The following is a 13011-nucleotide window of genomic DNA, read 5'->3' on the forward strand; positions in this document are numbered from 1 at the left end:
CAGCGGAGCTTCACTCTATATTTAAGAAAAGGATGAAAGCCTACCGTAATAAGTCAATTATTGAATAAACAGAAGACTATGGTATATTTATTGTGTGAACATGAGAGAACATATAAAAAACCGATTCAAATGAGAAAATTAGCATTTATAGTCATGAGCCTTGTTACTTTTACAGCCTGTAACAATGCTCCCAAGAACAGCGAATCAAAAGAAACAACTGATCAAAGCAAGGAAGCAACTCCGTCGATCGGCGGCAGCAAGGATGAGCACGGTTGTTTAGTCGCGGCGGGACAAACTTGGAGTGAGATCAAACAAGGATGTATCCAGGTCTTTAATATTGGCTTACGCCTGAATCCAACGGAGAAAGAAGAAGGGAAAGCTGTCATTAGTGCCTTTGTTGTCCTTAGCGAGGATAAATCAAAGGTAGAATTATTTTTACCTGATGACAGTAAAAAAACCATTATCCTGGATAAAGTCGAAAACGACATTTACCAAAAGGATAACTATAAATATGATGCTAAAAAATCAGCTCTTTACGTGGATAATACGATTAAGTACACAGGTGATGTTGAGTAGCCTAGAAAGATTGAACTATTGGCACAATTTGTACTACATATGGTCCTGAGTAATGATTCCCTATCATTTTATTCTCATTTACAGTAATATGATATTGGCCAACATCTTTAAATCTATAGGCAAACTCTTGGCCAAAGGGGCCATCAGCCGAACCATCGGGCATAAAAAGCTGACTAATTCGTACATTGGCTGTATCCGTGGGAGTTTTTATTTTGATAAGAACCGAATCCGCCTGATGGACTGAAATGAAAATAGTATCCGTTTTCCCCGATACCATATTCATTTCCTTAGATCTTCCACCACCAAAAAAGGTTATGTTAGAAGGTAATTCCTGTGCCCTGTGCTTAGATTCATTTGTACTGGACTGTGGCGGGCGCTGAGGTAATTGACAAGCTCCATACAGAAAAACAGCCAACACATTCATGATTACTAATCGTAATTTACCCATAACGTTTTACTTAGGATAACAAAAGCAATTAGATTACAGTTTTAGCCATTTTTCTTTTTCTATACATTCAACCGTTGATATTGAATTTGTTACATCGTCCACAAACTCCATTTTGATTTGATTGCATGTGGATTTAGTTCTCGTATTTTTTGATAAAAAACATAGAAATTTCTATTCCAGAGGGAATAGTTATGCGTAAAACTGAAAATGGACTGTCCCTTACTATCCAATTGAACGACAACTTGCCAGATATAGTGATTATTAATTTGAGTCGATGTCCTACGAAGTTCAATGATATCCACTAACCTAAAGGATCTACCTGCCCCGCCTTTTCGACCGACAGCATAAAAATAATTTTCATCAAAAAAATAATCTTCGTCACTTAACAGATTATCTTCTATACCAAATAGAAAGGGTCGTGACGACAGTTTTCTTAATTTATCTGTTTCAAAATGATCATTCATCTCATAGCTTTTTTTAACACCGTATAAATAATTTTCAGCTACAGTTTTCTTATAGACTTCTGTCAACACGACAACGATCAACATACAACTGATAACCAAAACAATGCCTTTAGAATTCATTTTTCGCAAAAAAAATTAACTGACACAAATCAGACAGAACATAGGAATTTCCCCTTCATCTCGATAGCATCTAATCCTTCGAAATAGCTATGGTCGCGTAGTTCTTTCTGAGCAATTTGTTGTTCCAATTGATAGCGCAAATCAATAGCCGTAAGATGTAGTGGATGTGAAGGCCACATGAGATAATACTCAGACGGAATGATTACCATTCCACCATGCGACATTATTCCAGGGACTTCCTTTCTTTTCTTTAAGATATCCAATATACCTTTTCAAGTAAGATTTCCCAATTTTACTATTTAACCCAACTTGATCTTCTCCTTTCATAAATTGATCGGAAAATAGCAACCAATCACTAAAATGCTTTTTCGCATATACTGACAACTTTTTGAGAACATCTAATGCCACAGGTTTTGATAGATATCCAACGTCCGTTGCGGATGTCGTAATATGACTTGCTACAGCAACAACAAAGGCATTTACCCCTACTTTGGAGATATCCCAAACGGCTGTATCGATCTTGCTGTTTTTTCCTTCCAATGCGGTCCCGGTCTTTTCGATTCCAAGTAATGTAAAATATGAACTCAACATTTCAAGACAGCTGTCTGTATCTGTTATACCAAAATCTCTTTTTAACAATTTGATAAAATCACTTCTATATTGATCAATTTTGGGATAATTTCCAAATTGATATAAGTGAATCGGATAACTTCCATCATCTCCCGTACTGCCGAATACCGTAAACCAGTCCCCAAAAACAATGACTCTAAATGCGGCTCCTAATGCATTTCCAAACTGTTCTTCATAAGGAATATCCAGAAGTATATTGTTATCAATTGCTAAACTCTCCGCCATTTTTTCCTCTTCGGCTTTCAAAGTAACTTCATCTTTGGCTTCATGCACACCTTCCTTTGCCGCATTCAATAATTCTCTTAAAAATTTAAACATAACGGTATTGATATTAACTACTTAAAAGAAATCTTACTTACTATATTTTGCTACAAGTGCATAATCATAGGGGATTCTCATGGACAAGTCTCGTGCTTGCCAAATATCTCCTTCAGACGCCTGGTAAAAATCATAGGCATTTTTCAAGAAATTTTCACCGTTTGGAGCCTCCACCCAACTTTTCTTCTCTCGATTGTAAAGTAAAATCATACAACTCACGCAACGATAATTACCTGCTGTTTTTAGGTTTTCAAAACAAGTTCCAACTTTAATATTAATCTTCTGATTGATTATCACATCGGTCAATTTACGATCCGTGAGATGAATTAATGCGATTTGTGCATCCTCATGATCCGGTGGTAACTTCGCTATTACTAATCGTCCAAAATCTGTCTTTCTAATTTTTTCGATTTCTAAAGCCCTAGATTCTGGAGATATGCGATTTGTATCAACCGGATATAGATCATCTTCTACAGCTGCCACTTCAGTCGTCGTTACTTCGGTAGCCTCAGCGGCAAGTAGCTGTTTATTGTTTTCATAATTTTCCCAATCTGCTGTATCGTAGGTAACCCACTGCTGTATCTTATAGAGCAAGGTTTCCCTCTTATTGACTTTGATAAAAAACGCCGCTATTAAAAATGAAACCAGCAAAATGAACAGGATAACGAGGACTCTTTTCAAACTAAAATTATTTAATGAAGTATTTAAATCTGTAAAATCGTGAAAACATATTCCATATTTTCATTTAATACCGTAAATCTGCACATAATTATTCAACCGATAAATCTGGAACCCATATTAGGTCAAAACTTGGCGATATTTGTAGCTCAATAATCAATATTTGAAAACAGCAATACAATCGCTAATTTCGAAGACCTTTAATGATTCAATTAAATCCAACGTGTATGCATAAGCTGTTAGATCTCATATCACCTCGAATCTTTAAAAAAGAAATTTCTTTTAGGAGGAACGAATACATTAAAATGAATGGTTCGATTGATTCAAAGATTTATTTCATAAAAAAAGGCAGCATCAAAATCTCTATTTTTCAGGAAGATCATGAACAGATTATTCGCTTTGGATATGATGGAGATCTCATTGTAGCTATGGATTCTTTTATTCATGGTAGCTACTCGGATTATGCAATTCAGGCAATAAAGAAAACAGATATGCTAATCGCCGAGAAGGAAGATTTTATGAATTTTATCTATTCCACTTCAGAAAACACAAAATTATATATCACTATCTTGGAACAGTTGGTATTACAGCAGCTTGAAAGAGAACGAGATCTATTGCTGGAATCCCCAAAAAACAGGTATGAAAGACTCGTTAAACGAAATCCTAGATTATTTCAACTAATTCCGAATAAGCATATCGCCAATTATCTTAGAATGAGTCCCGAAACTTTATCAAGAATCAGTAAATCTTGAGTTAAATCAATTTTTTTCCAATTTATTTTCGAGTATTTTATCAAAAAAAAGATGAAATATAAATCATTAGAACTACTTGATCAACTGGAAAAGCAAGTACAGGAACATATATCATTTGTCAATTCCCTAGAAGCCCTTTCTCAGGAGACATTACATAAAAGACCTCATGAAGGGTCCTGGAATATCCTCGAATGCATACAGCACCTGAATCTGTACGGAAGTTTCTATTTACCTGAAATCACAAAAAAAATATCCGAAAGCAATTTTGGCTACAATGTTGATTTCAAAAGTGGTTTTTTAGGGAACTATTTTGCTAATTCTATTTTACCAAATGATAAGGAAAAAAAGATGAAAACTTTTCGAAAAATGGATCCTAGAAATCTTATGCAGAGCGCCGAACCGATTCCAGTTTTTTTAGAACAGCAAAATAGACTACTTCATCTACTCGATAAGGCAAGGTCAAAAGATTTAACTAAAATTCGCATTAGGCTATCTTTCAGCAACTGGATACAGCTCCGTTTAGGAGATATATTTCGTTTTATTATTCATCACAATACCAGGCATATTGTACAAATAAAGAATATCTTATCGTTAACTACAAAACATTAAAATAGGGTCCTAAAGAAGCCCACAGCATATACACCAAAAGCATGTGGGCTTACCGATAAATAATATTGACTAACCGATGTAAACCCCATATTGACCGAATAGCCCTATCATGATATAGATTATGTGTTTATTTTGGCAAGATCAGATAACCAATAAAATAAAAACAATGCATAGAATTATAGGAATATGGATCGTCTTCTTGATTTGCTTTACTCAAAATAGTTTTGGACAAGTAAAAGATTCAAACTATTTTCTCGAAAAAGATAATACTAAGGTACCTCCGCAGGCCAACATTTTACCGCTACAAAATTTCAACTTCCACGTCAAACCCTATCAGGCTGTAGGAACCAAAGTGATCGTAGACTCATTATCGATCGGAGCAGATAATTATATCATTTATACATTTAGTATAACCAAATCTCCTCATGGCAAGGAATATTATTCTTTCTGCAATATTGTCGTTAAATTAACCTCGCAGGAGTCAATGATGACTTTAGCTCAAACGAATAAAATTTACGCGGGAAATGTTTCTAGAAACCACCCCGACTATTTTGGCCAGGGCTCCTTAATACGGGATGACTATCGTATTGATTTTATCGCATTTACGCAAGAAAACCATGATATTAGCGTAATTAACACTAAAATTTATAACCTTTCAAAAGGTAGAACCATATTGTTGGAACAAGATACCTTCCACCAATTTATGCTAAATGATTACCAATTTTCGGACATTGGACTACAATCAACCAATGACCTTAAAGAACATATTGCAGGACTAATAAATAAACGGTAAATGCAAAAATTCATCCTTTCATTTGAGCTTTAAAATAAATATGAAAACCTGGACGATCATGCTATTCTTCGTTTCCATTGGGGTCATACAAACGTATGCACAGCAAACGGCTAATATTAAAGTTACAAGTATAAATGTCCTCTTTAAAAGAATAACCCACTAAATCATGTCGATTAAAATAATATCATAGGAGATATCTTTAACCGTTCAAAAAAAGCCAAAATTAGTGATTAGAAAAAAAAATTTAAGTACATCCAACACAGATGCAGCTATATTCAAAAAATGTTTCATACAATCAAGAAATATAACAATCAAGCCAGCATCGTCACTTAGCACCAATGAGTGCTAAAACTTTTTCAATAGGTCGACCAATTACTGCTACACCGTCCTTTACAACGATAGGGCGCTCAATCAAGATCGGATACTCCAGCATCACATCGATCCACTGCTCATCTGTTAAGTGAAGATTTTGGAATTTTTCCTGAAAGACCGATTCTCCTTTTCTGATAAGTTCCAAAGGTTTTAAAGCAAGTTGACCCAATAATTCAATCAATTGGCCTCTCGTCGGAACATCGTTTAAGTACTCCTGTACTTCTATATCCACAGCTTGATGCTGTAGCAGTTCCAATGCATTACAACTCTTACTACAATTTTTATTATGATAAATTTTAATCATGGTCGCAATATGTAAAGGATATCCTTGTGATAAAAAATCAATTATTGGATACCCTCAAAAATAGTAACAAAATCACAAACAGTTCAAATAAAATGCCATTGGCTAACCAAATATTCGAATTCATTTTCGAGAAACTGATCCGTTTATGACGTAGGATTGTTTCTCTTTTTTTAATTTAGTAATATGCAATCAGCCGAAAGTGTAACAGATTTTTACAAAAGGCAACCAGGTTTAACTCATCTGGATTTGCCGCTAAATAATACGGGAATTGGGCATTTCAATGTTTTCAGCAGGGAATCCTGTACTGTCGTCTCTCCGTACAATCGCCGCGATTTTTATAAAACCTCCCTTATCATAGGGCGTGGAAAACTATATTACGCGGATAAGTGGATACAAATCGATAGACCTGCCATGTTATTTGCGAATCCGGTTGTTCCATATGCTTGGGAGCCCGAATCCTCAGAACAATCCGGATGGTATTGTGTATTTACAGAGGAATTTATACAGCATAGTGAACGGATAGAAAGTCTAAAAGACTCTCCCCTGTTCAAGATAGGTAGCAACCCGATTTATTTTCCGGATGAAACACAATTAGCAGAAATTTCTACAATCTTCCAAAAGATGATGGTTGAAATGAACTCGAGCTATATCCATAAAGATGATATGTTGCGAAGTTATCTACATCTTCTAATTCATGAAACGATGAAATCGAGTCCCGCAGCGAGTTTTGGATCTTATACCAATGCATCGACCAGGGTATCGGGGCTATTTCTTGAGCTGTTAGAAAGACAATTTCCAATCAATACCCTTCAACTTAGCCTGCAATTGAAAAGCCCAGCAGATTATGCGCATGCGCTTTCGGTTCATATCAATCACCTCAATAGGTCGGTAAAAGAAGCCACAGGCAAAACCACCAGTACACATATTGCAAACCGTGTGGTCCAAGAAGCCAAAGCTTTGTTGCTGCATACCAATTGGAATGTATCGGATATTGCCTACAGCCTAGGATTTGAATATCCATCCTATTTTACCAATTTCTTCAAAAAGCAAACCGGGATGTCTCCAAACCAAGTCCGAAGCAATACTGTTTGAATTGTATAACAATCTGTTTGATTGTCTTAACTCGCTTCGTTTGTTCCATATGTACTTTTGTATTGAACAAAATGTAATCATTATGAAATATAGAAATCTTGGAACAACAAATGAAAAACTCTCTGCGATTGGATTAGGTTGTATGGGAATGAGCTTTGCTTACGGACCTACGGACGAAAAAGAGAGCATTGCAACATTGGAAAGAGCATTGGACCTCGGCATTAATTTTTGGGATACCGCGGATATGTACGGCAACGGAGCCAATGAGGAACTTATTTCAAAAGTGCTTGTTCCCAACCGTGACAAAGTTTTTATTGCAACAAAATTTGGATTTCGCTTTAAAGATGAAATAGCAGGTCCAAGTGGTACGGCAAACACCTATTTCGATGGCTCGCCCGAATGGATAAAATTAGCGGTAGAAAAAAGTTTAAAACGCCTTGGAATCGATACCATAGATCTTTATTATGCGCACCGCGTAGACCCCAATATTCCTATCGAAGAGACCGTAGGCGCTATGGCAGAATTGGTTAAAGAAGGAAAAGTGAGGTATTTGGGTTTAAGCGAAGCATCTCCCGCATCAATCATTAAAGCAAATGCCGTACACCCTATAGCTGCTTTACAGAGCGAATATTCGCTCCTTACACGTGATGTAGAAAAAGAAATCTTACACACCGTAAGGCAATTGGGGATAAGTTTAATTCCTTATGCGCCTCTAGCGCGTGGATTATTTTCCAATTCTTTAAATTTAGAAGATCTTGCTTCGGACGACTTTAGAAGAACCTTACCTCGAAATCAAGGTGAACATGCATTGAACAATGCACATTTAGTCGCCGACTTTTCCCTACTGGCAAAAGATAAAAACTGTAGTCCAATACAACTCGCTTTAGCCTGGGTACTGGCACAGGGAAATGACATCATTCCTATTCCAGGAACTAAAAAAAGAAAATACCTGGAGGAAAATGTCGGTGCCCTTGATGTACAATTATCGCATGATGATTTAAAAAAAATAGATGAGATACTTCATAAATACCCCAATATCGGAGCACGATACAGCGAAGGCGCTATGGCTTTAGTCAACCATTAATCCATTTTTGAGATTATAAGTGGCTTGCTGGCGCCGCTTATAATCTCAAAAATTGTTCTCATCCGTCCTTGTTCTATTGTCATGATATGCTGTAGGAACAGTTACGAATCGTTTAATATGGTATTAATTATCGGAAATTGCGGTACGCAACGAAAAATAGAAAGAACTTCCTGCGCCATAATCACTTTCAACACCAATTTCGCCACCTTGCGCTTCTATAAACTCCTTACTAATACTTAAACCAAGTCCTGTTCCACCCTTTTTTGACCCTGGCACACGGAAGTAACGCGCAAATATTTTATCCAAATATTTCGGCTCGATCCCTTGCCCACTGTCGGTAACGATAAATTTTGTTTTAAGTTCGCTGTTTTCCACTGCGATACGAATAAGCGAATCCTCATGGGAGTAACGTATTGCATTGGAAAGAAAATTTGTAAGAACCCAGGCCGTTTTCTCATTGTCAGCAAATATAGCTTTCACATTAGGTCCTACCTCGATAACAAAGTGGATATTTTTTTGATTCGCAGCAAATTGATTTGCCATGATAGCATATTCAATAATAGGCTGTATTTCTGTCGTATGTAAGTTAATTTGAATAGAACCACTTTCAACCTGCGTCATATTTAACAGTTCACCGGTTATTTGAAGCAAGCGGTTAGAATCATCTTTTATTCCATTTAACAACGTGAGCTGCTCGGTATTCAGATGACCTATTTGCTCGTTTTCCAACAATTGAACCCCCATCTGAATCGCCGCAATAGGTGTTTTGAACTCGTGCGAAACAGTACCGATGAAGTTTGTTTTTGCAAGATCAAGTTCCTTAAATGGCGTAATATTCTTTAGGATAACCACCTGCCCGATAAACTTTGGCTCAAGTTCACCCGTAGGCAAAACATTGATATCGATAACATCTTTTTCAAAATAGCTTTCTCTATCATCTGCATAAATTTTAACAGCATTTTTTTCACGTTTTTCTACAGGAAGAAAAAGATCTTTAAAAATATCCTTAGCAAGATCATTTTCATCTGAAACCGCTAAAGCAGATCTTCCGAGAAGTTGATCTTTATGTAGATTTGTGATGCGAAGTGCTTCCTCGTTGACAAAAATGACACGTCGCTCTTCGTCGAAGCCTATCACCGGATCATGCATATGATCAACAAGAGACTCAATTCGTCTTTTTTCCTTTAAAATTTTTTCAAGTTTACTTTCAGCGTATTCTTCAAGTTTCTCTGCCATGGAATTAAATGAAGCGACGAGTTCGGCAAACTCACCACCGCTCTGTACCTGAATACGCTCTTTGTAGTTCTGTCCTGCAATCTGTCGAATACTCGCTGTCAATTTCGCAATGGGATCAGCTATATTGGACGGCAAATTGACCAGCAATATAAAAGCAATGATAAAACAGAGCGCCCCGGCAAATGAAATGACCAAAATTGCATGTTCGGCAGTGCGATCCGCAATAATACTCTTCCGAGAAATTGCCGTCATATTTTGTTCCATTAACAAGGCAATATCCTTTCTGATAGACGAGACAATAGTAACATCTAAGGGCTTATCTCGCAGTTTTAAAAAATGTTTGGCAATTGCGTTTGTTGTTTGCTGCTCTCCGACTTCGGTAACATTTTTCCGTTGTTTGTCAAGATTAATCTGGAAGTTGTTAAAAGCAGCTTTTTCAACAGGAATTTCCTCCAATGCCAATAACATATTCTTGGCGTACAGCAGCGTATTGTAGTTCGCTGTCAGTATATTTGCGGTATCCTTTTTTAACCGGTTTACATACCAACCACTCAGCGCGGCAAGTAGAAAGATCATGAGAAAAAGTGATCCTACACCAAAGGTAAGTTTCGTTTTTATTTTCATCTTATTCACAATTTGTCTTTATCATTAAGACAATATAATCAGGTCGATGTCTTCGGTCGACAGTTGTGCCAGCAGTTTGCTAAATGTATCCTTAGCAAGTAACATCCTTAAAAGAGATAATCGTGGTTTTCCAATGCAAACTGTGGTGATCTTGCGGAGCTCGCACAAAGCGATGATCTCTTTTGCCACACTATGACTTTCTACTTTGATAATTTCTCCACCAAGTTCTGTCGCCAGTTTAAAGTTATTGATCAGGTGCCGTTGTTTATTTAACGCTATCCGATCTCCGCGCTCTTTTGGCAACTGTACATACAGCAAAAACCAACTGCTATTGTAATATCCTGCTAAGCGTGCTGTTTTTCGGATGACGTTTTTTGCTTTTATTTCATTAGAACTTATACAAGCCAGGAAACGCTCCTTTCGCACCCATCGTTGGGGTTGAACTTCAATCTCTACTTTGCGTTGAACCTGGGAGGCAACTTCTTTCAACGCCATTTCACGCAATTGTAAAATATGTTCGCTTTTAAAGAAGTTTTGAAGCGCTGCCTGAATTTTTGACGCGTCATAGATCTTGCCCTCTTTTAGTCGAATGATAAGCTCTTCTGCAGTAAGATCAATATTAACGACTTCATCTGCGGAATCAATAACACTGTCGGGAACACGTTCTTGCACTTCAACACCTGTAATCGCTTTGACCTCCTCGTTTAAACTCTCAATATGCTGGATATTAACAGCGCTGATCACATTAATCCCCGCCTCAAGAATCTCCATAACATCCTGCCACCTTTTGGTATTTTTACTGCCTTCAATATTTGTATGTGCGAGCTCATCGATAATGACAACCTCGGGATGTGAATTCAAGACAGCATAAAGGTCCAGTTCCTCCAACTGTTTGCCTTTGTAAAAAAGATGGCGTCGGGCGATAAGGGGTAGACCATCGAGCAATTGATGTGTTTCCTTCCGATTATGTGTCTCAATATAGCCAATACGCACATCGATTCCTCCCTGTAAAAGGGTATGTGCATCCTGTAACATGCGGTAGGTTTTTCCTACGCCTGCACTCATACCGATATAAAGTTTGAAGCGACCTCTTCTCGATTTCCGGATAAGGTCCAAAAAGTGTTCAGCGCTTTTCCTCTCTTCCATTTTTATTGCCTTTCATTTCAGAAGGTTCCTGCCGATCCAACACACGGCAGGAACGATTGTTTTTAAAAACTAACGGTAAGTGCTGTTACAGCCGTCACACTATTTTTCACCAACTTATTTGTCCGATCAAGGAAAATAGCATCTTTATTTGTGAGGTTACGTAGTTCCGTACGCCAAAGAACATGGGGAAGAATGGCATAATCTGCATTTAAAGAATAGCCAAACGTTTGAAAACCTTGCTCTGTAGTCGTAGAAACGATCACACCATGCTTATCGTTGTAATATTCTCCTCTTGCAGTTAAGCTAAATTTTTCGGTCGTCGCGTATCGTGCAATTAACACTGGGGTGTACCATACATTGTACTTCGAACTACCTTTTGCTTTTTGTTCCGCTCCAATATCAAATCCGAATGTGATTCCCAGCTTTTCGTTCATTTGATAAATTGCATATAGGTTATGAAAATAGCGCATCTGTCTGACGCTATCCGCTTTGTCACTGCCTATAAAAGAACCACTATTGATGGTCCATTTATCTGTCGGTTTATAGACCAATTGATGCCCAAATGCCGGTAAACTGCTACCATCTACACGTTGAATCCGCTGCCATCCGTTTAAAATAAGCCCACTTAAAAATAGTTTTCCCGATGCGGATGTATAGGATATTTTTGCTCCTGTTTCAAAATAAGGGGAATTATCCGCAAAAATACTCCTTGTTACAGTCCAATTATCCTTTCCTATAGCGCTTTCAAAGCCCAAATGGGAAGAAAATATGCCAGCATCGATCCATAAATTATGTTTTTTCGAGATACGTATACCGGCGTTCGCTTCGTAAATATTTTTTAAGACTCCGGGTTCCGCACCGTAGTTGGCATTCATATATGTGCCGACACCTAAAGCAAGATTTGCACGGGTATTTGTTGTTTCGTATGCAGCTTTTAAAAGTGCCAAGTTTATGTTTACTTCATTCGTCCTATTGTGACTATATACAAAGCCTGGACGTGTATTTCCAAGTGGATTATTAAAGTCACGGAGGTAATATGCTTCAAGGTAACCACTGATAGAAAATCGGGTATTTTGAGTCGTATCTTGCTGTGCAAATAATTGTGTTGCCCCTGCGAGTAAACAGGCCAACATCGCTAGTTTTTTCATGTAAATTGTTCTTATAAAATGTATATCGATGACCCTTTAGGTCAATTTTATTTTTCAACCATCTTGTCCAAAGCAATATTTAGTTCAAGGACATTGATTTTGCGAGGTCCAAACATATTCCATAAAGGCGTCTGAACGTGGGCGTCAACAAGAGACTGTAGGCTATTTACCGATACACCTCTCGCTTTCGCAACACGATCAATTTGTATTTTTGCGGCCTCGATGGAGATATCTGGATCCAAACCACTACCACTGGCTGTAACAATGTCTACCGGTACCTGTTCGCGTTTTACAGTAGGATTGTGGACTAAGAAAGTATCGATACGGGCCCTAACTTCCGAAAGATATTCCCCATTAGAGGGTCCTTTGTTACTTCCACCCGATCCAGCAGCATTATAACCAACAGCTGAAGGACGCGACGAGAAGTAATCATCACGCGTAAAGGCCTGTCCAATATTTCTGTAATACTTTTGCCCATTGTACTCAAGCATTTCCCCATTTCCATGATTGGGTGCTATTTGAGCTATTGCCCATACGAGGGCTGGATATACCACTGAGAGCAGGAGCGATAAAACAATTGTAATCTTTATTGCCGGATATATATGTGTTTTCATCTT

The 13011-nt window shown here is 37.6% G+C and carries 16 protein-coding genes; 6 read left to right on the forward strand and 10 right to left on the reverse strand.

Going from position 1 to position 13011, the window contains the following annotated elements; genetic code table 11:
- Positions 1-129: 129 nt before the first annotated feature.
- On the forward strand, positions 130-576 hold the full coding sequence (locus tag K2F45_RS17000; RefSeq protein ID WP_075994864.1) for a hypothetical protein: 447 nt from the start codon (positions 130-132) through the stop codon (positions 574-576).
- 1 nt (position 577) lies between these two features.
- On the opposite strand, the gene K2F45_RS17005 is transcribed toward K2F45_RS17000, so the two are convergent.
- The 5 genes from K2F45_RS17005 to K2F45_RS17025 form a co-directional block, all read right to left on the reverse strand.
- Positions 578-1024, reverse strand: a complete 447-nt coding sequence (locus tag K2F45_RS17005; protein WP_075993213.1) for a hypothetical protein — start codon at positions 1022-1024, stop codon at positions 578-580.
- An 89-nt stretch (positions 1025-1113) separates the two neighbouring features.
- Positions 1114-1608: a hypothetical protein gene (locus K2F45_RS17010; RefSeq protein WP_075993214.1), complete on the reverse strand. Its 495-nt coding sequence runs from the start codon at positions 1606-1608 to the stop codon at positions 1114-1116.
- Positions 1609-1637: 29 nt separating this feature from the next.
- Positions 1638-1817, reverse strand: a complete 180-nt coding sequence (locus tag K2F45_RS17015) for a hypothetical protein (protein WP_157626137.1) — start codon at positions 1815-1817, stop codon at positions 1638-1640.
- Positions 1798-2556, reverse strand: a complete 759-nt coding sequence (locus tag K2F45_RS17020; protein ID WP_075993215.1) for a DUF1266 domain-containing protein — start codon at positions 2554-2556, stop codon at positions 1798-1800. Before K2F45_RS17020 ends, K2F45_RS17015 begins: the two co-directional genes overlap by 20 nt.
- A gap of 33 nt (positions 2557-2589) precedes the next feature.
- The gene (locus K2F45_RS17025; RefSeq protein ID WP_075993216.1) at positions 2590-3237 is read right to left on the reverse strand and encodes a hypothetical protein; all 648 of its coding nucleotides are present in this window, start codon (positions 3235-3237) and stop codon (positions 2590-2592) included.
- A 224-nt stretch (positions 3238-3461) separates the two neighbouring features.
- Between K2F45_RS17025 and K2F45_RS17030 the strand changes: the two genes are divergently transcribed.
- From K2F45_RS17030 to K2F45_RS17040, 3 genes are all read left to right on the forward strand, one after another.
- Entirely contained in the window at positions 3462-3986 is a 525-nt protein-coding gene (locus K2F45_RS17030; RefSeq protein ID WP_075993217.1) for a Crp/Fnr family transcriptional regulator, read from the forward strand.
- Positions 3987-4037: 51 nt separating this feature from the next.
- The gene (locus K2F45_RS17035) at positions 4038-4595 is read left to right on the forward strand and encodes a DinB family protein (protein ID WP_075993218.1); all 558 of its coding nucleotides are present in this window, start codon (positions 4038-4040) and stop codon (positions 4593-4595) included.
- A gap of 166 nt (positions 4596-4761) precedes the next feature.
- Complete coding sequence (locus K2F45_RS17040; RefSeq protein ID WP_157626138.1) at positions 4762-5388, forward strand: hypothetical protein; 627 nt, start codon at positions 4762-4764, stop codon at positions 5386-5388.
- Positions 5389-5713: 325 nt separating this feature from the next.
- Here the strand turns inward: K2F45_RS17040 and arsC are convergent, their stop codons facing one another.
- The gene (gene arsC, locus K2F45_RS17045; RefSeq protein ID WP_075993220.1) at positions 5714-6064 is read right to left on the reverse strand and encodes an arsenate reductase (glutaredoxin); all 351 of its coding nucleotides are present in this window, start codon (positions 6062-6064) and stop codon (positions 5714-5716) included.
- Positions 6065-6247: 183 nt separating this feature from the next.
- Here arsC and K2F45_RS17050 point away from each other — a divergent pair, with 183 nt between their 5' ends.
- Both K2F45_RS17050 and K2F45_RS17055 read left to right on the forward strand, forming a co-directional pair.
- Complete coding sequence (locus tag K2F45_RS17050) at positions 6248-7156, forward strand: helix-turn-helix domain-containing protein (RefSeq protein ID WP_075993221.1); 909 nt, start codon at positions 6248-6250, stop codon at positions 7154-7156.
- 82 nt (positions 7157-7238) lie between these two features.
- Complete coding sequence (locus K2F45_RS17055) at positions 7239-8240, forward strand: aldo/keto reductase (protein WP_075993222.1); 1002 nt, start codon at positions 7239-7241, stop codon at positions 8238-8240.
- Positions 8241-8363: 123 nt separating this feature from the next.
- Here K2F45_RS17055 and K2F45_RS17060 read toward each other — a convergent pair whose 3' ends face one another.
- The 4 genes from K2F45_RS17060 to K2F45_RS17075 form a co-directional block, all read right to left on the reverse strand.
- Positions 8364-10100, reverse strand: coding sequence for a HAMP domain-containing sensor histidine kinase (locus K2F45_RS17060; protein WP_075993223.1), 1737 nt, complete (start codon positions 10098-10100; stop codon positions 8364-8366).
- Positions 10101-10124: 24 nt separating this feature from the next.
- A complete protein-coding gene (locus K2F45_RS17065; protein ID WP_075993224.1) occupies positions 10125-11246 on the reverse strand; it encodes a histidine kinase in 1122 nt (373 codons plus the stop codon).
- Positions 11247-11308: 62 nt separating this feature from the next.
- Positions 11309-12394, reverse strand: coding sequence for a porin (locus K2F45_RS17070; protein ID WP_075993225.1), 1086 nt, complete (start codon positions 12392-12394; stop codon positions 11309-11311).
- A 47-nt stretch (positions 12395-12441) separates the two neighbouring features.
- Positions 12442-13008, reverse strand: coding sequence for a K(+)-transporting ATPase subunit C (locus K2F45_RS17075; protein ID WP_075993226.1), 567 nt, complete (start codon positions 13006-13008; stop codon positions 12442-12444).
- Positions 13009-13011: the final 3 nt, after the last annotated feature.

It is taken from the genome of Sphingobacterium siyangense (assembly GCF_023277505.1).
Lineage (GTDB): Bacteria > Bacteroidota > Bacteroidia > Sphingobacteriales > Sphingobacteriaceae > Sphingobacterium > Sphingobacterium siyangense.